Here is a 20,847-nt window from a genome sequence, read left to right on the forward strand (position 1 = left end):
AAGTTCCACTACTGCTGTTCGTGACATGAGTATGGTTGTGGTAATTTGTCTTCACGGAATCCATACTTCCCCCCCAACTATCCACGCTTCTTTCATTTTTTCCATTGACAGTCATATACGCATTTCTGACAGGCGAGGCATCGCCTCCTCCAATTCCGCTTTTCATGTCTACTCCAATCTTTACGAGGTTGCTCGAGCAATTAAATTTGGCCGTACTCCAGAGCCCTTCAGTCTTCCATGCGTAAGCTTTTTCGCAAAGAAAAATGCTGCTTGTAATCAAAACAAGCAGCGCAGAAGAACATTTCCTGTTAATTGTCATGAGTTTTGTTCGGTGGCGTGTGTAAGTGTTTATAGCAGTATAAATGGTGTTTTTCGCCTCCGCCAACCCTCACCCAATCCTCTCCCATAGCCACCTCACCTATCAAACAACCTCCCAGTTTCCCCCAGCCCTTCTTCGCCAGCCCGGCCCCGCCGAGCAGGTTGCCTCCGAGCTGATCGGCTGCCTGCTGGTGAAATGCCAACCCAGTGGAGTCATGCTGTTGGGTGCGATCGTGGAAACGGATGGGTATTGCCAGAGCGTAGCTACTAATCTATTGATTTCCTCGATGTCTCTGTTATTTACAATTAGGCCCTGCAGGTACTACCCCTTTTAGTTGGGGGTGGGCAGCTCAATGCCATTTTTGCAATAATCCGACGACGGCTGGATTATGCAAGGTCCGATTATCCATGTCATCAGAGATAAAATCAGGCTAATAGGCGCTCCAATAGCCCCAAGAATCGCCCAGATTAGAAATCTATTTGTCTTTTCGCCCTGTTTCCTTGTAATAGAGTTGACAAACGCTAATGTTGCGGTGGACAAGGCGATGCCCACTGGACCGCCAACAATGCCACCTTCTATCGCCAGGAAGATTCCTGTCTTGCTTCGTGCAAGGGTCTTCATTCTTTACTCCCATCTTTGAGTAGAGCCGCTGCTGCTGTGACCCCAGTGAGTCCATAGACACCGCCCCAGAGCCCAAGCCATAGAGAGTTGGTGCGATGGATTTCTGCTCGTTGAATCTCTCCACCCTTGTCTAGCTTGTAAGCCAAGTCATACTCTTGCTTATACCAGATAAAACACGCTACTACTGCGGTTGTCGTTATTGCAATGGATACGTAAAGGTATGCCTTCAGAACCGTTTTCATTTGAGGTCGCAGCACCTTCCCAATTGTAAGCGCGTCTCTCACCATTGCAATAGCCTTCACTCATCAACCAATCCACCCCCATAGCCACCAAGCCCTCCTCGCACCTCCTACACTCCTAGGGTTCATTAGAAGTCGTGCATAACTTAGTGCCTGAGGCGGCTCTCGCCAGCCCAGCAGTGACAGCCTACCTAATTGTCGCCGTGCACTGGTGCGCAAACTCGTGACGTAGTAACGGATCTCATCGACCGGTTTGCCATCACGGGTGCCCTTGCAGCGCACCGCCAGGATCGTGGCACTTCCCGGCCAGTTCTCCATCACCCACTCCGGGGCGGGCCTCCCCGCAGCGTCCAGGTGAGGTCACGACTGGGTTTGCGTTCACGGTTGCTGGATTGCCAAGGCGCCTTGCGGCCATAGCTCAGGCGGTCCTTGATCACCTGGGAGACTCTGCGGCGACTGTGTTTCACCGCAATTAGGAAGTAGGCGCCACGCTGCTTGCGCGGCGACAATTAGGTAGGTGGGCGCGTTGCCTAATTCTCGCCCCGCCGAGGTCGTCGCCCCCGACATCATCGGCTGCCTGCTGGTGAAACGCCAACCCACCGGGGAGTTGCTGTGGGGCGTGATTATGAAAACGGAGGCGTCTTCGCATGACGACCCCCGCCTGCCACGGCTTCCGCCGCCGCACTCCCAGCAACGAAACCCTGTTTGGGGAGCCTGGGCGGTTTTCCGTGTATGTGAGCTATGGCATTCATCACTGCGTGAAGCGAGCTCTGACTTCAGTGACCTCAGGCTGGACTTGAGATTTCAGTGTTGGTAGAAGAGCGGCCAGCCAACATTCAAGCCACCGCAAGCGATTTCCCTGATTTTTCTTCGCAGCAGCCTGCCAACGCCCAAGAAGGGCTACATGCTGAGATGGGGCGGTTGGACAAATCAGTGGTGCAGCCGTAGCCCTGGTGTCACCAGCAGCTGCACCCAGTGCAGAAGCCCCGTTCCTCCTGCTGCCAGAGCCAGGAGGCAGGCGTAGTCTCAACCAATCCAGCACCCTTACCCCAGATGCGCCGCCTGCCTGCTCTGGTTGCCGCTCTGCTGCTGCCCGCTGATCCACCGCCGCTACTGAGCACAGCGGTAGTCAGCGCCACTCTGCTGGTCTCCAAGGCACCCGCTCAGGCACAAAGCTCAGAAGCCGTCGCCAAGGTCGCCCAAGCCATCACGGTGCGGATAGAAGGTACCACGCAGGGGTCAGCGGTGCTGGTGAAGCGTGACGGCACCCGCTACACGGTGCTGACTGCCTGGCACGTGGTGAGCGGGCAGGGTAAGGGAGAAGAGTTGGATATCTTTGTGCACGATGGCTCTAGGCAACAACTAGAGCAAGGAAGCATAAAAAGGTTGGGTGAAGTGGATTTGGCGGTGCTGACCTTTATAAGCACCAACACCTATGAGGTTGCACAAATTGGTGATGTGAAGAGCGTTTCAATGGGAAATCCGGTCTGGGTATCGGGATTCCCACTGCCAAGCTCAGCCGTACCTACACGGCTTCTGAGATTTATCAAAGGAGATGTGATTGCCAATGCGACGGTTGCAATACCTGATGGATACCAACTGCTTTATGACAACCAAACGCTTGCAGGAGTGAGTGGGGGTGCTGTGCTCAATGCAAAGGGGCAGCTTGTTGGCATTCACGGCAAAGCAGAAAAAGCAGACCAAATCAGTGAAAGCAGTGGCAAAGCAGTTGCAACAGGCACTAATCAAGGCGTGCCAATAAGTTATTACAAACAATTTGCCTCAGGCGGAGCTGTAGTTGCTTCATCCACTCAGGCGACATCGGCTGATGACTATTTGGCACAAGCCAAGGCATTATTAGGCATGAAGGGGAGGGAGCAGGAAGTCATACGGCTGTCAAATCAAGTGCTTGCCGCGCAGGTAAGTGTAGACGCATTCTTCTATCGCGCATATGCCAAGGATGATCTAGGTGATCACTACGGAGCCATTGCGGACTTGGATCAAGCAATTAGCCTGAAACCGACTGGAAGTTCCTACACCAACAGAGGAGTTCAAAAATCTAAGATTGGAGATGTGAATGGAGCAATTATAGACTTTAATAAAGCTATCGCTGCAAATCCTAAGGAGTATTATGCATACACTAATCGTTGCTTCGCAAAAATTAAACAAGGCGACCAGTATGGGGCAATAGCTGACTGTAGCAAAGCTATTGAGATCAATCCAAGCTTTGATGGCGCCTACTACAATCGTGGGAATGCAAAGGATAATTTGGGTGATAAAAATGGAGCAATTACTGATTTCGATAAAGCCATTTCGCTTAATCCCAGGGACTATGCGTATTATATTGATCGAGGCTATGTCAAGGCAGTATTAGGAGATGACAGCCAGGCGATAAGTGATTACAATAAAGCAATATCTCTTAACCCAAAAGCCATAATTGCATATAAAAATCTTGGCAATGCATACCAGAGAGTGCGTAATTATTCAAAAGCCTGTGCCAACTGGCGATCCGCATCATCGTTAGGGGACAAAGAGGCAGCGGATTGGGTGATAAAAGATTGTAAATAACTTTCTCCAAAAGCCACCCCCATCGCCACCGCTTCTCCCTACACCTTCTACACTGCTTCTTCGCCCGCCCCGCCAAGGTCGTCGCCACCGAGCTCATTGGCTGCCTGCTGGTGTCATTTCCCAGCCAGCCCCGCCTTGCATGCATCCTGGTTTGTCGCCACAGGAGATTGCAGCAAAAATGAGTATTGCCGAAATCTGAATAAACCAGAGCGTAAAAAAGGCTGGTATTTCAAGTAGGGACCAAATCAGAAATCTATTGGTTTTCCGCCCGCTCTCGCGTGTAAAGCGACTTATCAGGCAAAGGGCTGCTGGTGAGACAGCCATACCAAGCGGACCACTGGGGATGCCCCCAAATACGGCAAGAAGCTTTCCCTTTTTGGTGAATTCAAGCTGCTTCTCGCCCGATTTATTGCCTGGTTGAATCTCATTCGCCTGATTAGTCATTCTTCTTTCCTGCTTGGCTCATGGCGGCGACGCTATTGATTACGATTATATTTGCGAGTAGAAACCACACTCCATCTGCAAAGACATTTATACGGTGTCTCATTTCGGCGTGTGGCGCGTTGGCTTTGACCGCTTTCTCCAGCGCGGGCATATCTTGGAAGAAAAGAGCCCAAGCAAATAGAAGGGACAGGGCGAGCCCGTAGACAGCGCTGAAGCCCATGAAAACTTTGGTTATCTTCATTAACTGGATTTAGAATGCTAAAAATCTAGCTAGGCATTTCGGTCGCTCTTGTGTATTACCGATTATCTTTGTAATGCCCTTCATTCCTCCCAATAGCCTCCATTCATCCCCATAGCCACTCCCATAGCCACCACGCCCTCCCAGCGCCTCCCCCAGCCCTTCTTCGCCCGCCCCGCCGAAGCTGGATGCCCCCGACCTCATCGGCTGCCTGCTGGTGAAGCGCCAGGCGGATGGCGAGCTGCTGTGGGGCGTACTCGGGGAGCCGCCTAGCCTCCGCATCGAGCTGCTCCACCTTCGTGGCAACAACCCTCCGCATCTTCTAGCGACGTGGCCTGCGCAACACGTTGATCAGCAGCATTCCCCCACGGAGGAAGTGTTAGGCCTCCCGCCCCAATCAGCAAAGCCAGCACTACGATAGGAGTAAATATAGTCAATGCCATTACGGAAACGGCGCAGAGAGCAACGCCTGGTAAGACCATATCCACAGCAGCGTAAACTGCTGGAACAGGTTTTCATTCCTAGAGCGTTACGCTACTGCACTTCCGCCTGGTTCAGGTGTGCTGTCAGCATCCACAGCAACCCTGACCAGCCACCATCTGGCTCGTCATTACCGGGAGGCATAAACGCCGAGCGGCTTGTACGCCGGATGCTGGGCCTTGAACCTTCGCCCACCGATCCCACCCAACACCCTGTTGGTCGGCGTGGCTGACGTGACTCACACCTCTTGATCCAGCCCGTGATACAGGCAGAGGCCCTTGTTGATTGCCTCCAGCTGGGCGCTTGTGCAACGTAGTAAAAAAAAAGGTTTAGAAATTGCTTAGATCGCTTTGACCGGCATTCAGCTCTTGGCCTATGCGCAACTGGCGGCTCAGCGGGAGTCTTGCCCAGGTAAGTCGAAAATACCTTTATGTATTGTATTTCCACAGAGCCCACTCTGGCGCCATCATGCAGTAACAGGAAGCCTACTTATCTTATTCCATCCTGTAATAGGATTTTGCCGCCATTGGCAGCGGCCATAATTAGATATTGTCGTGAATGCTAATCGCTGATGAAAATAGCTTCAAAGACCATTGAGGGAATTATACAGGCAAAGCCCAGAACAAGGCCCAAGATAATTGAGCTTCCTTTATCAAGCTCGGGCTTATTATTTTGAATTGAAAGCCATCTTAAATATGGGAAATAGAATCCATACTGATAAGCAATTGCCAGGCTGATGACATACGATGGATCCCACCCGGAGGCCCTGTAAAAGACCGATCCTGCCAGAAACAATGAACCGGCTACATAGAAATAACTCCACTCTTTAATTTGTGCGCAAACCGCAAACGGAAAGAAAAAGGCAATCCAGGAAAAGCCCGCTGGGCTTGAGACCAAAACTGATTTGTCGATCCCGGATGAGCCAACAAGGCCAGGAATCGCGTCCCAGATCTTTCTTACTTGGTAGCCTTGAGACGCAAGCTTGTCAATTGCCTTTAGGCGTGCCAGCATTTCTTTGCTGACGGTCTTCATTCGAGGATTCTGCTCTTGACCAGAATTCTGCTTTGTTTCCAGTCTATGGGGAGGGATTGGCGGCCCCGGCTTGGCTGGGCTTGCATCAAGCTGCTCAAGTAGGTCATCTGCTTCTCTCATGACATCTTTTAGCTCTGCGTTGCTTTCTTTATGCTCCATGGTATCGGGATAGAATTTTAATGCTTTTATGATAGGCCAAGCGTCAAGCCCCAAGTTTTTTAACTATAAATGGCATGATTGCCAAGAGTTTGTTGGCCGGTGGGAGGGCTTAGTGATTTTTGCCTCCTCTAACGTAGTGGTTCTTGATAAGACCGTGCTGAGGCCGCTTCCGTTTGACCGACTTGCTTTTATCGAGCATCCACGATATGCTAGGAAAATTAAATCTATGATTGCCTGCTTGAATTGAGATCTGCAACGGAACAAAAGGATCTAGCGCTTGCCTATGCGCTTTGGGCTCTGTCATTAGTTGGAATTTGTGGCGTACAGCGAATGTATTTAGGTCAACCAGGGCTGGGGGTGGTGATGCTCTTTACCTTTGGTTTCTGTGGTATTGGACAGGTCTTGGATTTGTTTCTACTCCCAGACGCTCTGAATCAGGCCAATCGGCGCCTGGGCTTTGCTATGAATGAGGTGGGTGTTTCGGCTTCTTCCTCACGGGTGTCGGCGACAGTCCGGCAGAAGAGCGTTCCTGCGTCGATGCCCTCAGCCCAGGATGACGAACTTGATCAGTTACTTCGACAGGCTGAGCAATCGGTTAGTCGCACAAACAACCCGAATTCAGACTCCTAGCCATGGATGCCGATAAGTTAATCGATTCAGTAAAGTTCCTTCTCAAGAGTGTACGCCAGCTCAGCGTTCGCTTTGTGGATTCTAATGAGGGCATCACTCGCAACTTTGAACAAGTATGTGCAGACATTAGTGAGCTGGCTGAGCGGGTTGACAAACTACAGGCAGAATTCTCGCATCTGCGTGATCAGGAGTTGATCAGATCTGAGGGCCCTCGGCTCATACCCGAACTACCTCTCAGGCCTGACCAGCAGGACCTATTGATCCCTGCGCTTAACTTGCCGGTTGATGGGCTACTTGACGTTTATCGGAATACCCCTTCTTTGCTCCAGCCATTTGCGCGCGCCTGCAGTGTGAGTGGTCGAACTCTCAGCGGTTTGATCGCTGAGGTGGAGCTCGAAGCCTTTGCCCAGAGCACGACCTGGATCATTGAAACGCAAGATGCTGAGTGGGTGTTGCTTCCTCGCCCGGGAATGCTACAGAGGCAGGCGCAAATTGAGAGCCTTGGTCGATTATTTGAGATTGAGATGGATGCACCATTGCCCGCAGAGATTGACTTGTTGAGGCCTGGCATGGCTACGGTTGTAGAGCATGGAAGGCGCTGGTACCTCAAGGAAAAGGGCTTGCTTGGCGTGCATTCTGATCCCCTTCAGCGCAGCCTGGAGGTACGCATCAGGCTTCTAGAGCAACAACTTAATCAGCTCAATGCATGAGCTCCGCTCAAGGCATCGCTATCCTGCCCATTGCTTTAATGCGCCAACATGTTCCACACTTCTCCAGCAGTGCTGGATCAATTAATTTGGGTTGGGCAATGGTCTGCTGTTCGTAGTGGAAGAGCCCTTTTGATGGCTGCGCTGCAGCAAATCCCCTGAGGGTTCGATCTGTTGGAAAGAGCCAATCCTGGCCTTCAGCGGCGATCAGCCAATAGCTTCCTCCTCCAGCCACTTCCTCCAATTCTGTGGCGATTGCCTTTCCCATAGCCAGAGCATTTTCTGATTCACTTGTGATATTCAATTCAGCACTGGCGGCTGTACGTATTGGTTGACGGTCGCCGGTATTGAGCGCACTAATGAGAGTTGCTTTGCTAATGGGTTCTGGGCCTGGGTTTGTCTCCGGTGCCGGCTGAGCGATAGGCCGGGAGGGTTGGGTAGGGGGTGTTGGGGTTGGAGTTGAAGCCAGGGTTGTCGGCGCTGATATAGCTATTGCCTGGTTCCGAATGATCATCCTCTCCTGCTCCATTTGAACTTCGACGCCACCGAGCCGCGTCAGCAGGTTCTGGTATCTCCCCTTCAATTTCATCACTTCCTCGCGTTGTTGCTTCACTCGGCTAAGAGCAACAAGCGCAAGCAACAGACTTATCAGGCCGAGCAGGGGGCTGCCTGCTTTCAGTAAAAGCCCCCAGGAGATGCCGAAGAAACCTGATTCTTCTGCGGCTATATTTTCCCGCTCAAGCTCGGTGATTCTGCCCTCCAGCTCATCCATCTGCCCATCCGTTATCCCCATCCCAGCCTTGGGTGCCGGTGTGGTGTCGGGTATTGTTTCCCCCCCATTGGGAGGATTTGCCACGGCCCTGATTGCGGTTGGGACTGTGGCTATTAGCAGTACCAGGCTGAACAATAATGGCTTGAGTGGCTTCAGAGTGAGTGTTTTCATGGGGATTGGAATCAAAATCCTTCGGCCCAAATCCGGCCTAGAGTATTGGTTAGTGCCCGTAATCCCAGTATGAACCCGGGCTCGGGTTCGAGGTCGCTGGCTTCCTTCCCTACCTTCGCAAGGCAGAGGGAGCGTACTTCTGTTTCCACTTCAGCCCAGAGGGTCTCTAGGTTGCAGAGCTGGCGAATGGGCAGCAGGCTGCGGATTCGTAGCTCTGCAATGCTGGCGTCGTAGTGCTCTACAAAGGCCCGCACAGCATCGAGATCGGGAAGTTCATAGCGCTCAATTCGCTCCATGGTGTGTGGCAACTCAACACGGTCTCTGGCATTGAAAGTGAGGTTGTTCACCACCAATTGGGATCCACAGATCATGATGTCATCGCGCGGATCAAAATCCCCGTTCAGATTCACTCCAGAACTGATCAACCCGCAAGCTGTTTCATCTTTGTAGGCATCAGACAACGTAGTGGAGGCATGGGCCATTTCACACCCAGAGGCCCTAACCTGCAGTGTTTCCATCAACCGATCTGGATCACCGCCTTTCTGGAAACGGGAGCTGGCATCAATCCAGTTGATTAATCGGCCGCCATTGCCCCCCAGATAAACCGGGGTTGGCGTGTTGCGGGTGAGTTTTCCCTCCTCACGCAGTACGCTTTGTACCTGTCCGAGGTAGTGGTAAATGCCGCCGAAGCTCACTGCCAGCAGGCTCAGAAATTGCTGAAGTGGTTGCTGTAGGGCCGACTCCTGGTTGACGAGCATGTCAAGCCGACCTGCCAGCAGTTCGCCGGAGCCATAGCGCATGATGTTGTCGAGGCGGCTGGTGAAGTTTCTGTCCTGCCGGGCTTTCGCTTCATCACTGCTGATGTCAGCGGTGAGGCTTGGGGGGAACAGTGATTTGAGGAACGAAGGCTTGCGGCGCAGCAGCTGTGAGCTGATGTCGCGGCCTGCGAAAGGCACTGACACCTGGTGGATCAGTCGGTTGTCCTGCCAGATCGAGATGTCTGTCGTGCCTCCACCAACGTCTAAACAGGAGGTATGAACCATCTGGCGGTTTTGAAAGTTGCCGAAGTAGCTGGCAAAGGCCACTGCTTCCGTTTGCAGACCACCCTCTCCAGCTTTGTTGTTGAGTGCGTGGCTCAAACCGGTCAGATTGTTGAGATCGGCGCACAGCTCCTCCCACACCCTGCGGTAGCGTGCCACTTCATTGGGAGAGAAAGCGCTTGGGTATGACACCGACCACTGCAACTCCCGGGCCCCATTGGCCGCGGCATTGGAGCTGATCAGCAGGGCCAGTTCCTTCAGGAATGGCTTTTGATATTGCATCTGCTCCCACTTGAAGCCGGTGCGCAGCTCAGCCCCGCCGAATTCGCCAGGGCTGGGCACCCGGAGGCGTGCCTCATGGAACAGCTCCGGCACCTGACCGATGACTTCCTGCCAGCCTCGCAGGCTGATCGCCGTCGCTGTTGGTGGATTTCCGCCGTTCTCAGCATTTGGAAGCATCTCCTCCGGCACGAAGTACTGATTCAGCAACCGTTGCCGTTCTTCTTTCTGCGACAAGGTGAGCGTGATTACCCGGGTGTCGAGATGGCGCCGCTCGGGTCCGCCCCCTTCATCGATGAAGAAGTTAGAGAAAGAGGTGCCGAAGTCGATGCCGACCCGCCACTGGGTGCCCATGTCGGAACTGATGGCTGGCGGTATCACCGGCAGGAGCCCACGGTCTTGCCCGCGCTCGCTCAACCGGACCAGATCGGGGAAGTGGCGGGTGGTGAAGTACTTCACCACCTGTTGGCCATCGCGGCCGAGTTTGCGGTCGTAGTCGGGAAAACCATCCACAGTCAGCGCTGTTGGGCTGTCTTCGCAGAACAGGTAGTAGAGGCTCCAACGTTCATCACTCACATACGGCCAGAGCGTGATCACCGGAAGATCCTCGGCCACCAGGTTCTGCTCCTTGAGCGGATAGGTGCGGGATATCGGGTAGCCATCACGTTGCCCCTCAATCGGCAGGTTGAGCCGGATTTCCAGTTCGCTGCTAACGCTTGATTGCATCACCCGCAGCTCACAGCGTTGCTCCAGTTCCCGGCTGCTGAAAAGGTTTCGGATCGCGGGCCGTAGAGGGAGTAGTGGGGTCACCGCTTCGCCGTTCACCCGCGGCACTCCATCGACCCGGCTGGGGAGCCAGGAGTTCAGCAGGGCCTGTTCACCAGCCACCAGGTAGAGCTCATCGAGAAAAATATCGTCGAGCGTGAGCACGCTAATTTCCTGGCCGTACTGCCGCTCCAGCTGCTGTGGATCAAAGCCGATCGATTCCAGCGTGGCGGATTTATGGAGGCAGATATCGGCCGCACTCACTCCGAGCTTGTTCGGCATGTCTGGATCCACCAGCACCACGGGTTTGGTCGTGGGAGTGTCCGCCAACGGCGCCTTGAGACGGTCCCCCAACGTGAGGGTGGCCTGGCTCGCACTGACACCACCCTTGGCCGGTCGTGAGAGCAGGGCCAGGGCCACTGGGTTGGCGGGCAGGTTGGCAACCCGCCCTCTGTCGGAGAGGGTTGGTGTATTCAGGCGACCGCCACTGAGCCTGCTGATGAAGAGATCCAGCACCTCGGCCATCTGCCCGGCCGTGGACTGGCTTTGGAGATCCTTGGCATTCAGCATCCCATTCCTCACGTGGCTGAACCAGTCGGCCAGAGCCTGGCGCTGGGACGCGCCGAGATACCCGACCGGGTTGCTGAAACGGCCCTGGCCCGTCCAACCCATCCCCTGAATCGCCTGAGGCAGGTGCACTGCTGGGCAGAACAGTGTGCTGGGGGAACTGAAACCCACCACGGTGCTCTGCAGGGTGAAAACGTAGACAACCTCCCAGGGGTTGCGGCCGTCGGGCTGGCGTGACAGCGCTGTGCTGCCATCGGGGAGGGAGCTCGCCAGGCTGCGGGAGAAGGGACCCACTGCGTCGTCCTGCAGATCGGCGTGATCCAGCAGGGCGACCCGCTGTGCATCCATCCGCAGACCGAACATCTCCCAGAGGCCCAGGCAGGCCATGCCGCCGAACAACTCTTCCAGCAGAGAATCGCGGGTGGGGTAGCGCGAATTCAGCACTGCCTGCTCAAACTGAAGCGCCCGCGACCACGGCGATGGCAGCGAGTTCACTCGGGTTGTGGAGACCTCATAAACCAGGCTCTTAGCGATCGTCGCCAGGCTCTGCTGATCGCGCCCCTGCCACTCTCCAGCCCGGGCACCTCCGGCCAGCGGTGGATCTGTCTTGGGAAACCAGGGGACCTGGGTGATGTCCTGGAATTGGGAGGAGGTCATTGGTATCAGGGAGGATCAGGCGTTGTCGTGAGGGTTCAGGCCACCAGGGTCCAGAGGCAATCCGCAAGGCCGGCCATGCCGCGGTGTGGAATTTCGTCCGTGCTCAGGGTGTCCATGCGCACCTTGATGGCCTCCACCGTGTCGGCCGATTCCGCCCGCCTTGGGCGTGCTTTGCCCTGCACCACCCGGCCGAGGTTGTTCTCAAAGCGATCGCTCGGCACCAGCAGCGATGCGGTCATCAGCTCTTGCCGGAACCCGCTACCGAGATTGCTGGTGATCTGATTCAGCCACTGCAGCAGGGTGTCGCAGTACTGATCGATGGCGCTCTGCACCGTTAGCTGCTCCTTGTCGCGGATGCCGGGGCGGGCGCCCTGGCTGGCACTGGCTCCGGCTGGGTGAAAGAAACGCCGTGCCCAGGGCGCACCACTCAGGAACGTGCGCATAGGCACCTTCTGGGCGTCATTGAGCTCCAGGCTGACGTTGTTGCGCCAGGCCACGGCGAAGCGAGCCCCACGGGCCAGGGCCTCACCCACCGTCTCGTTGTCGGGGAGGTCCTCCCAGCCGATGCTCTGCTGTTCTCGGCGGCTGAGCACATGGGCGTAGCCATCGCTGCTGGGGCCGGGATGGCAGATGCCGAGAGCGGCTAGCAGTTCCACTACATGGGCCGCATTCGACTGGGAGGTGCCGCCGATGCTGAAGCCATAGCGGGCCTTGATGTCGCTCCCCACCAGATACACGCGATCAAAACATGCGCGGCCGCTGCTGCGCAGGTATTGCAGCGCGGCGTCTGTATTGAGTTGGAAGTTGCGCGACTCGGCATGCACGCCAGTGTCGTCATCGGCCATGCCCTCAAAATCGAAGTAGGGCAGCAGCAAGGAGGCCTGCACCTGAATGCTGGTGAGGCCTTGGCGCTTCAGCCAGTTCTTCAACATCTGGCCCAGGGTGGGCACGCCGGAGGCGCCGGTTCCGCCAAACACGCTGCCGAACAGGTGGATCACGGGGGGCTCCCCACTGCCTGCCGCGGTCTGAATGTCGCTGAGCATCTGCTGCCACTGCCCCACCTGGGCTTCCTTGTCGAGGCTGATGCGGCTCATCACGGCCGAGCCGATCGGCGGCCGCCCGCGGAAGCCCACTTCCAGGTCGGCGCTTTGCTCTTCCGGTGGGAAGAGGCAATCGAAGAGGGCGGCCACGCCTGGTGCCTGGGTGCGCAGCACGGCCTTTGGGAACACCTGATCGAGGCTGATCGCTCCGCTGGATGTGCTCAGCGGGCTCCATTGGCCATAGTCCCTCAGTTCACCGCGCGCGAAGCGGTCGCTGTTGCGGCCGACGGCACGCCGCATCACCGTGTAGCGGTTGATTGCGGTCTGGGCACGCACTAGGAGGGCACTTTGCTGGTCTGGCTCCACCAGGAAGACTCCGAGTCTGGCGGGATTGCCATCCTGGTCAGCCAACAGTCCGCAGGCGTGCAGGTGAACCAGGGCTTCGATGCATTTGGCACCGGTGCCGCCGACGCCGATCGCAAAAATCTGTTTCATTTCAACGGCTCCCCAGCAGGGTCACGGCGCCTGGCACCACGAGGCGGTAGGTGCGGGGTGAGGCAAGCAGGGTGGGCAGCCAGAACAGGATCACAACGTCCAGCAGAACGAAGCCCATCAGCAGGATCCAGCCACCAGCCGGCACCGGGTAGAAATTCATGCCACTGCCATCAATCGGGCTCAACCCACTCACCTGCCAGGTGAAGATCGTGAACCAGCCGAGGCAGATCCAGCCGAAAACGCTCAATAAAACTGCAGCTATCCACCACATCGGTTGCATCATCCGCGTCTGGCCCGAGCTGCGCGGTGTGGCCGACCAAGTGACACCGATCCAAATCAGCAAGGCCGACATGCAACCAGCCCAGAGCACCGTAAAGGCGGGGCTGCTGCCGAGCTGGAGATAGTTATTGAGATCCATTCCCAGGCCAGGGCCTACGAGCAGCCCGGCAAACAGGTTGAGGAAGATCCAGTTCTGGGCGATGAAAATCCAGACCACCCCTAGTGCGACGGTGGCAAGGAGCAAGATCCACTGAGTTGTCTTCATAGAGATGGGGCAGCGTGTCAGCCAGGGTTGAATGCAAGGCAGAAGGCGGCGGCTGGAGTGGTGCCCGGGGCCACCATCAGCTTGCTGAGGCTTGTGAGCAAGAGAAGCAGGCCGTCACTCTGTTCCTTAGCAGCGGCGGCTGATGTCGTTTGTCGATTCCAACCGATCCACCAGGCTTCCGGCAGTTGGCCGCGCGGCACCTGGGCCCGCAGGGCGGTGCTGGGGGTGCCCGGCGGGATGCTGATGGTGAGGGCGAGGTCCTGGTTACCGAGTTGGAAACTCTGCACGTTGATTCCGGCAGGAAGGCTGGTGTCTTGCCCTCCCACCGGCAGGCTTTCTAGCTGGGCAATGGCCATGTCCGGCATCGGAGAGCCAGTGATCGCTCCTTCTCGCCGGCTACTCAACACAACGGCGTTGGTTCTCTCAGAGAGCCTGGCTAGTTGATAGTCCGCTTGACTGCCTGGTCCGTAGGTCGCTCCCGCCAATTGCACCGGCAGGCCGCTGCTGAGCGAGTTGGCGGGCGAACCCTTCACGCTCTTAGCCAATAAAGTGGGCGCGTTGGCCTGGTCTTCCAGGAAGGTTAGTTTCATTGATGCGGTTGGCACCCCGCCCAGTGCTGACTTGGAGCGAATGTCGCTCATCAGTGCATGCAGCTGCGCGCGAGGGCCTGTGGCAAGCAGGTAGATCGGCCGCTGGGCGATGCCCGCATGGATAACTTGGCCTTCACTGTTGAAGACTCGGCCTTGGAAGGGCACCTTTATCGCCAGGATGGCGATCGTGGCACCGCGTCGCACGTGGGGCTCGATCGCCCCCACAAGTCTGGCGATGTCGCCGTTATTTACCTCCAGGTCGCTGATGGCCAAACGAAGTGGGGCCGTTTGAGAGCTGAGCCCCGGTGCATTCCAGAGGGCGTCAATGTTTGAACTGACCGGCGCAAAAGCGCCACAGCCCAAAAAGAAGCAGCTTTCGGCAGCCTGCATCGTATTGCCGATTGGTTGGGTGGTGGAGCCACCAATCCGACTGGCCTGCAGGCCTGCACCGCTGCCGGCCGCCGCCAGGGTGACCGCCCTCAGAATCGCCTTCCAGCTGGCGCTGGACTGGGGGGAACCCGTGAGCCCCAGCATCGAGCCGCTGCCATCGATGGCCAACTGCAAAGAACTGGCCGCTTTGGGCTTGCCCCAGAGCTCTTGCTGGGCAGGAGTGGGGGCCGGGTTACCGCTTACGCAGTCGGGAAGGCTTTGTGAGGGTTGGCAAGCTGTAAGCAATACAAGCACCGCTGCTGCAGGAGCGGTGAGACGAGAAGCTCGTCGTGTTAGTTGCAAATTTGCCAACCGCAATCTGCATTTAGCCTCTATGACCTTACTCCTACTTTGAGCTCAACTCAAAAGTCGTCGTCTCTGGCCCTGCCTACCAGGCTGATCACGCCGGCCAAGATCGCCACTGCCAGCAGTGCTGCCAGGCCAAGGCCTAGCACAGGCAGCGCTTGAGATTGTGGTGCTGCCGGTGCTGCTGCAGGGGGCAGGAGTTGCGGCTGTTCAGCCTTGGGCTGAGCCGGAGCCTGGGGTCGGCTAGCGCCATCCTCATCCGGCAGCCGGAAGCCCTGCAGATAGCCATCCTCGAAGGCCGCACGGCGTTCTGCAGGGGTGCCATGGTGATCGTGGTGATACACCTCGTGGTCTCCGACTGCCGCAAAGGTGGCACGCGCTTCGTCAATATCGCCCTGCTCCAGCAGGCCTTTGCGGCTTACGTAGCGCGCGAAGCCTCCCGCAAAGCGATCCGCGGCCAATTCCCCCTCTTTCCCCTGCGGATGCCGGGCCAGCTTGCTCAGATAGGCGTGACCGAATTCGTGAGCGATGATTGAAAGGGCCCCGAAGTCTCCGTGTTTGACCGCCACCTCATCACCTAAACCGGTTTCCAGGTAAACGGTGTGATCACCGGGGCAATAGGCGGGGGATTCGATGCCCGAGTTCGGGCAAGCCCTAGAGAACGCCTTCCCTTGGTAGATGAAAAGACGCGGTGGTGCGACGCTTTTCCCCTGGGGCAGGGTGAGGAAGTAGGCCCTGAGAAGATCCTCAACGGCCCCGGCGTGATGAAGATCCCAGGCGGCATGGGCGGAAGTTTGATGCAGAGGAAGCATGGAGATGCTTGCGCTCTGAGCGGCTAGCGTCGACTGCCATTTCGACGGCCTCAAGCATTTGGAGATCGCATGGGGCATTGGATTACAGTCTTAAACGGCTGATTCCTTACCCATGCCCGGTTCCGCGCACGCCTTTGAAGCAGGCCGAGCCTTTCGGGATGGATGGAAGGGCTTCAACCGAAATGCTGGCACGCTCGTCGGCTTCACGGTGCTGGCGACCGTTGTGTTCGGCCTGCTGCAGGCACTCCAATATGGGCTGATTGCCGCGGGCGCCAATAATCCGGAGTCACTCGGGGGCATTTCGGTTCTACTCTTTGGGATCGCTCTGCTGCAGGCCATCATTGGCTTGGTGATCTCAATTGCCCTTCTGGATGGCGGGCTTCAATCGGTGCGTGGTCGCACCCTCGCTTTTGGCGAATTGTTCGCCAAGGTAACTGAAGTCCCCAATTTGATCGGCTTGCAATTGTTCGGAGGCCTGGCCGTTCTGCTCGGGTTCCTCGCTTTTGTCGTACCTGGTGTTTACCTTGCCGTGGCCTATGTCTTTGCCGGCATGGCCCTGGTGGACCGGCCCCAGTCCTTCGTGGATGCTCTAAATAGCAGCCGTAGGCTGGTGACGCCCCATTGGTTTGATGTGACGTTGTTCCTGCTCGCCGTTTTCGGGGTTGTGCTGCTGGGTTACCTCGCTTGCCTCGTCGGTGGCTTTGTGAGTGTGCCTGTTGGTTTTTGCATCGTTGCAGCTGGCTACCAGCAACTGCTTGCACTCTCCGGCAAGGCTGCCCCCCCTGAGGAGTTCCAACCATGAAGGATTCCAGTGGCGGTTTCAGCAATCAGCAGGCCCTTCTGGTCTTGCTGATCTGCTTTCCGGTTGGTCTAATCGGCTTGGGCCTCGTGGTGATTCTGCTGCAGCGCCCCGCTCCTCAGATAGCCCAGCCTCAGCAGCAGCCTAGTCAGCCGTTGGAGCCTCAAACCCCGGCTCAGCCCCTGCCGAGCTTATCACCTGCCCCTTTCCCATCTGGTCTTAACGAACTTCAGGCTAGGGCTATTGTGGAAGAGTGGCTGTCTTTGAAACCTCAAATATTTGCATCTCCTTTTAATACCGAGCTTGCAGGTCAGGTGGTGGCAACAGGCCCTCTCTGGACTGATCTCACCAAGACGGATGGGTCAATTGAATGGCTTAAGAAAAACAATAGCTATTACTCTTATGCTACAATTAAGGTTAATGATGTGATTCGGTTCTTGCCTTCGCCATCGATGCCATCGATTGTGGTATCGGTATCCGAAGATTCAGTTCTTCATTCGCCGCGCGGCAATAAGGCTTCGTCGTCCATAAGCAACTGGCTATACACCCTGAAGGAAGAGGGCGGCCGCTGGAAAATCTGGGATTACCGCAAGCAGTAAATGTGACCCAAATCAAAACTTGGCTTTTCCTTTTTGGCTTGCTTACGCTATGCGGATGCTCGCCGACATCACTTCGCTTTCCTTGGCAAGCAACAGACAAACAGAATCAGGAGATGCCGCTTGCCGTAGGAAAAGATGACGTAAGCAAGAATCTTCCATTAATTGTTGAAATGGTCGATTCTGGGCTAATCCCTGTCAACAAAGATGACCTGGGCGCTTGTTCAAAAAAACTGGCTATGCCGCTCGAGCAGTTGGCTCCGGCACATCCAAGCAACTACGGTGACCGTGATGCGAGGGATGCCTGGGGGCGCCCCCTGAAGGCCAGTCCCGAGATGATCGTTCTCCATGAAACGGTGATCAGTGGGCCCCAGACAGTCGCTTTCTTCCAGACCAACCACCCTGAGGATGAGAATCAGGCCAGCTATCACCTTCTGATCGATCGCGATGGCAGCAGGCTGCGCATCGTTCCTGATGAGAACCGGGCGTACGGTGCCGGGATGTCGGCCTTTGGAGATTTTACTCAGCGTACCAAGCCTACTAGTGTTGGATAAATCAATAACATTGCTCTGCATGTCAGCCTCGTATCACCTACTGATGGACGTGATGATCGAGACGGCCATTCCGGCTACACGGATGCTCAGTACAAGACTCTCGCTGGGCAGGTGCTGCTATGGCAGGCGGCCTTTGGTATCCCAATGACTCGGGTCACCACCCATGCCGCCGTAGACCGCAGCCACAGCCGCTATGACCCCCGAAGTTTCCGCTGGAATCGTTTTGATCCGCACTATCGCGCCGCTGTCGCAGCCTGCGGATTTTCCCAGTTTGATAATCAGCAGGCAGGGCTTTGAGTAACACCGATCAGCCCTTAAAGGACATCCGCTCTACTGGCGATGAAGCGCAACGCTGGCTGGATGCATTGGAATCTGATCAGGAGCACTCACCAACGGATGCTGGGCCTGCTGAACCCATAATCCAACCGTACTCGGAGTGGCCAACTGAGCGAGCTAAGAATCAGGCTAACCCTGCCCTTGTTCTGCTTATTCTCGCCATTCTCTTCAGCCCACTGATTTTGCTGGCCCTGTATCAAAGCGGTGGAGGTCGAACATCCTCGGTGTCATCAAGCAATTCCCTTGGCTACTCTGCCAGTTGTGGATCGTCAAGCTCATCAAGTGGACGCTGGTGGCCAGTGCTTGGTGGAGCCGATGGATCTTTGCTGAATTCCGTTCGCAGTCGTTATTGTGGTGACGCCTACATCAATACAGAAGGCGTGCTGCAGGTGGCTAGCTTCGGATCTTGGGAGGAGGCTGATGCATTCAGGATACGAATAGAGGAAGCCACCGGCCGATCATTTCGAGTGGGCCAGGGAAATGTTCCTGGGAGATGACTCACAACGGGGGCTTGAATGCAAAGATGCCACCAGGAAGGGTTATGCGAACATCGCCATCTTCTTTAATCTTCTATTTACCTATTTAGCGGTTGCCTTGGAGAAAAACCTCAACTTCCGTGTTGTCCCAGAGCACCACCGATCGCTTTAGGCCTGATGGTTCGACCACATCAAAAACACGATCCTCATTGTCGTTGATTCTGTGGTTCACCGTGCATCTGTAGCCTATAAGACGATCACCTGTCTCCATCTGAAACTAGCAATTGCTGTCATTGGTGTTGTAGTCGCTGACTTGGTTAGCAAGGTGCACGGGTGATGATGCCGGGATATTAACCAGAGTCGGTGATTCCACGATTGCGGGTGAGCCTCTATCTCCAGTAGATTCCTCAATCTAAGTAGGGGCCTTAGGTGACTGGGGCTTCATTGACACTGTCAAGGCCAGGCCAATCCCAATCAAACTTAGCGGGGAAATCAACAACAGTAGCAGCTCCTGTTGATTGCTAAGGCCAGCTTCTGCATAGTATGTTCGTGCGGTCTTAGGTATTGCTCGAGTATCGAGACAATTGATTAAAAGTGTATCTGACCGCGATGGATAAAACCAATAGGGCCACAGGCTGAAGTCGAATACCAGTCTCCACTGGGTTGGCCGACTGTGATCGTTCTTCGTGAGTGGATCCTGCAGAGTAGGGCCCATGCTGGAGTGATACGAACATTGCTCGGGGGGTCGTGCACGACGGCCAAACTTGGTGGCTCAAGACCATTGGCGCCGACACAAACACGGGAAAGCATCTGCTCAGTAGCAGGAGCTTATGTTTTATTTAGCGGCGAAGAAAAGGGTTTAGCCGCGACCAGTACTTTTGATTTCGCATTACTCACACTGCTCACCTGATAAAAGTATTTGAAAATAACTCTATCCTCGTTTCTGATGCTGTTGAGTAGTAGTTTAATTAGTGATCAGTTCGCAGAAGCTCTCGAGCTGGGAATGTGGCTATCAGGCCCTATCATAACTGGCCGCCAGCAGACGAACCGCCGATTTCGATGGAATTTTAGCTATATATCTACGCGAGTTGCATGCTAAAAGGGGTAGGTGAGCGGGAGCTTATTTTGCGAAACGCTCGATTTCGGGTCGTGAGCCCTTGTGACTAAGCATTCATATCATCCTCACCAGCGACACTCATCACTGCGGGAGTCTCTTAGTATGACAAATCTGGCAAGCCTCTTTAACCAGCTTTATTCTGCAGACCCGAACGGCACAGTGGAAGATTCGCATCTCGGATAGGAGTGGAATAGTCTTGGGCGCCAAAATTAGTAGAGTTGAGTCGTTTTTCCTGCTGGGACTGACCTCCAGCAGGAACTGCCATCGGTTTAATTATCCTCAGGGCTGAAGTTGCTAGCTAATCTATTTTTATTAAGGTATTGCCAGTCAAAGGTAAATGGAGTAAAATCGAAGCTTAGTCATAGTTTTTTTATGCCAGACGAGTACGGCCGAGAATTCAATGAGCATGGCCAGAGATATGTTGGAAGCGTCTCTCGAGGTACCTCTGCAGGAACGCAGGGTTACTGGAGCACCGACTCCGAACGAGGACCCAATTGGGAGCTTATTTTCGCCATCCTCTATGGTTCTTATAAAGTAGCGAAATATATTATTGGTTTTGTTAGGAACCAGCTTGCCGAGAGAAGAAGTTCCGCAGAATTGGACAATTCAAATGAGCTTTCTCTGGTTAGCACCAATTTGTTAGAGAGTAACTCTTCTGCTAGCAATATAACAACGGCCACACCCTTGAAGGGTACCGTTGCAAATCCGCTTGATGCTCAGCAGAGACTAGATATCTCAATAATACTTGATTCACAGTATTTGTCGCCATTGGCGATCGCGAGAGTCGCCAAGTATACCTACAAGCACCCAAAGTACCCCGTAATGTTGGTCGACTATGGCATGTTCAGGAGGGATCTTCAGGAGTTTGCTCATAGTAACAGACGTATTTATACTGAAAACGAAGCCTTATTCAGCAAGCTTATTAATGTGACTGTTGATGATCTTAACTCAGACAGATCGCCTAGTTTGCGCGGGCAAGATTTAATCAGCTTTGTCAAGTCATCTATTTCTCAAGAGTTGACCAAGTATGAATTAGTTTTGGGCGCTGGCTTTGTCCGGGTAGGT

General features: G+C 55.1%; 17 protein-coding genes and 1 pseudogene. 8 read left to right on the forward strand and 10 right to left on the reverse strand.

Translation table 11 applies throughout. The features are described 5' to 3' along the window. Positions 1-936 precede the first annotated feature (936 nt). Complete coding sequence (locus KBZ15_RS03715; protein WP_255013466.1) at positions 937-1,182, reverse strand: hypothetical protein; 246 nt, start codon at positions 1,180-1,182, stop codon at positions 937-939. Positions 1,183-1,696: 514 nt separating this feature from the next. Here KBZ15_RS03715 and KBZ15_RS03720 point away from each other — a divergent pair. Both KBZ15_RS03720 and KBZ15_RS03725 read left to right on the forward strand, forming a co-directional pair. Next, positions 1,697-1,940 (forward strand): annotated as a pseudogene (locus tag KBZ15_RS03720) (DNA-3-methyladenine glycosylase); the annotation flags it as partial. A gap of 292 nt (positions 1,941-2,232) precedes the next feature. Next, positions 2,233-3,747: a tetratricopeptide repeat-containing serine protease family protein gene (locus KBZ15_RS03725; protein ID WP_255013469.1), complete on the forward strand. Its 1,515-nt coding sequence runs from the start codon at positions 2,233-2,235 to the stop codon at positions 3,745-3,747. A 93-nt stretch (positions 3,748-3,840) separates the two neighbouring features. Here the strand turns inward: KBZ15_RS03725 and KBZ15_RS03730 are convergent, their stop codons facing one another. The 3 genes from KBZ15_RS03730 to KBZ15_RS03745 all read right to left on the reverse strand — a co-directional run bounded on the left by KBZ15_RS03730 (position 3,841) and on the right by KBZ15_RS03745 (position 6,100). After that, complete coding sequence (locus KBZ15_RS03730) at positions 3,841-4,191, reverse strand: hypothetical protein (RefSeq protein ID WP_255013471.1); 351 nt, start codon at positions 4,189-4,191, stop codon at positions 3,841-3,843. Further along, complete coding sequence (locus tag KBZ15_RS03735) at positions 4,184-4,432, reverse strand: hypothetical protein (protein ID WP_255013474.1); 249 nt, start codon at positions 4,430-4,432, stop codon at positions 4,184-4,186. Before KBZ15_RS03735 ends, KBZ15_RS03730 begins: the two co-directional genes overlap by 8 nt. Positions 4,433-5,470: 1,038 nt before the next feature. Beyond that, positions 5,471-6,100 (reverse strand): hypothetical protein, encoded by a 630-nt coding sequence (locus KBZ15_RS03745; protein ID WP_255013477.1) that lies wholly within the window; start codon positions 6,098-6,100, stop codon positions 5,471-5,473. Between the two features lie 243 nt (positions 6,101-6,343). On the opposite strand from KBZ15_RS03745, the gene KBZ15_RS03750 reads away from it, so the two are divergent. Together KBZ15_RS03750 and KBZ15_RS03755 are read left to right on the forward strand one after the other, a co-directional pair. Then, complete coding sequence (locus tag KBZ15_RS03750; protein WP_255013478.1) at positions 6,344-6,730, forward strand: TM2 domain-containing protein; 387 nt, start codon at positions 6,344-6,346, stop codon at positions 6,728-6,730. 2 nt (positions 6,731-6,732) lie between these two features. Further along, positions 6,733-7,440, forward strand: coding sequence for a hypothetical protein (locus tag KBZ15_RS03755; protein ID WP_255013480.1), 708 nt, complete (start codon positions 6,733-6,735; stop codon positions 7,438-7,440). A gap of 7 nt (positions 7,441-7,447) precedes the next feature. Here KBZ15_RS03755 and KBZ15_RS03760 read toward each other — a convergent pair whose 3' ends face one another. The 6 genes from KBZ15_RS03760 to KBZ15_RS03785 form a co-directional block, all read right to left on the reverse strand. Further along, complete coding sequence (locus tag KBZ15_RS03760) at positions 7,448-8,209, reverse strand: hypothetical protein (protein WP_255013482.1); 762 nt, start codon at positions 8,207-8,209, stop codon at positions 7,448-7,450. A 182-nt stretch (positions 8,210-8,391) separates the two neighbouring features. Beyond that, positions 8,392-11,688 carry a cell division protein FtsA gene (locus KBZ15_RS03765; RefSeq protein WP_255013485.1) on the reverse strand — a complete coding sequence of 1,099 codons (3,297 nt, stop codon included), beginning with the start codon at positions 11,686-11,688 and terminating at the stop codon, positions 8,392-8,394. A 35-nt stretch (positions 11,689-11,723) separates the two neighbouring features. Next, a complete protein-coding gene (locus tag KBZ15_RS03770) occupies positions 11,724-13,223 on the reverse strand; it encodes a hypothetical protein (RefSeq protein ID WP_255013488.1) in 1,500 nt (499 codons plus the stop codon). A gap of 1 nt (position 13,224) precedes the next feature. Continuing rightward, complete coding sequence (locus KBZ15_RS03775; protein ID WP_255013490.1) at positions 13,225-13,746, reverse strand: hypothetical protein; 522 nt, start codon at positions 13,744-13,746, stop codon at positions 13,225-13,227. A gap of 38 nt (positions 13,747-13,784) precedes the next feature. Next, on the reverse strand, positions 13,785-14,921 hold the full coding sequence (locus KBZ15_RS03780; protein WP_255013492.1) for a hypothetical protein: 1,137 nt from the start codon (positions 14,919-14,921) through the stop codon (positions 13,785-13,787). A 227-nt stretch (positions 14,922-15,148) separates the two neighbouring features. Further along, complete coding sequence (locus KBZ15_RS03785; RefSeq protein ID WP_255013495.1) at positions 15,149-15,982, reverse strand: neutral zinc metallopeptidase; 834 nt, start codon at positions 15,980-15,982, stop codon at positions 15,149-15,151. Between the two features lie 34 nt (positions 15,983-16,016). Between KBZ15_RS03785 and KBZ15_RS03790 the strand changes: the two genes are divergently transcribed. The 4 genes from KBZ15_RS03790 to KBZ15_RS03805 all read left to right on the forward strand — a co-directional run. Next, the gene (locus KBZ15_RS03790; protein WP_255013497.1) at positions 16,017-16,706 is read left to right on the forward strand and encodes a hypothetical protein; all 690 of its coding nucleotides are present in this window, start codon (positions 16,017-16,019) and stop codon (positions 16,704-16,706) included. Beyond that, on the forward strand, positions 16,703-17,302 hold the full coding sequence (locus KBZ15_RS03795; protein ID WP_255013499.1) for an ARC6/PARC6 family protein: 600 nt from the start codon (positions 16,703-16,705) through the stop codon (positions 17,300-17,302). Before KBZ15_RS03790 ends, KBZ15_RS03795 begins: the two co-directional genes overlap by 4 nt. Positions 17,303-17,304: 2 nt before the next feature. Then, positions 17,305-17,853, forward strand: coding sequence for a peptidoglycan recognition family protein (locus tag KBZ15_RS18505; protein WP_255013501.1), 549 nt, complete (start codon positions 17,305-17,307; stop codon positions 17,851-17,853). 2,301 nt (positions 17,854-20,154) lie between these two features. After that, a partial coding sequence (locus tag KBZ15_RS03805) for a hypothetical protein (RefSeq protein WP_255013504.1) occupies positions 20,155-20,847 on the forward strand: 693 nt, incomplete at its 3' end.

Source organism: Cyanobium sp. BA20m-p-22, from assembly GCF_024346275.1.
Lineage (GTDB): Bacteria > Cyanobacteriota > Cyanobacteriia > PCC-6307 > Cyanobiaceae > Cyanobium_A.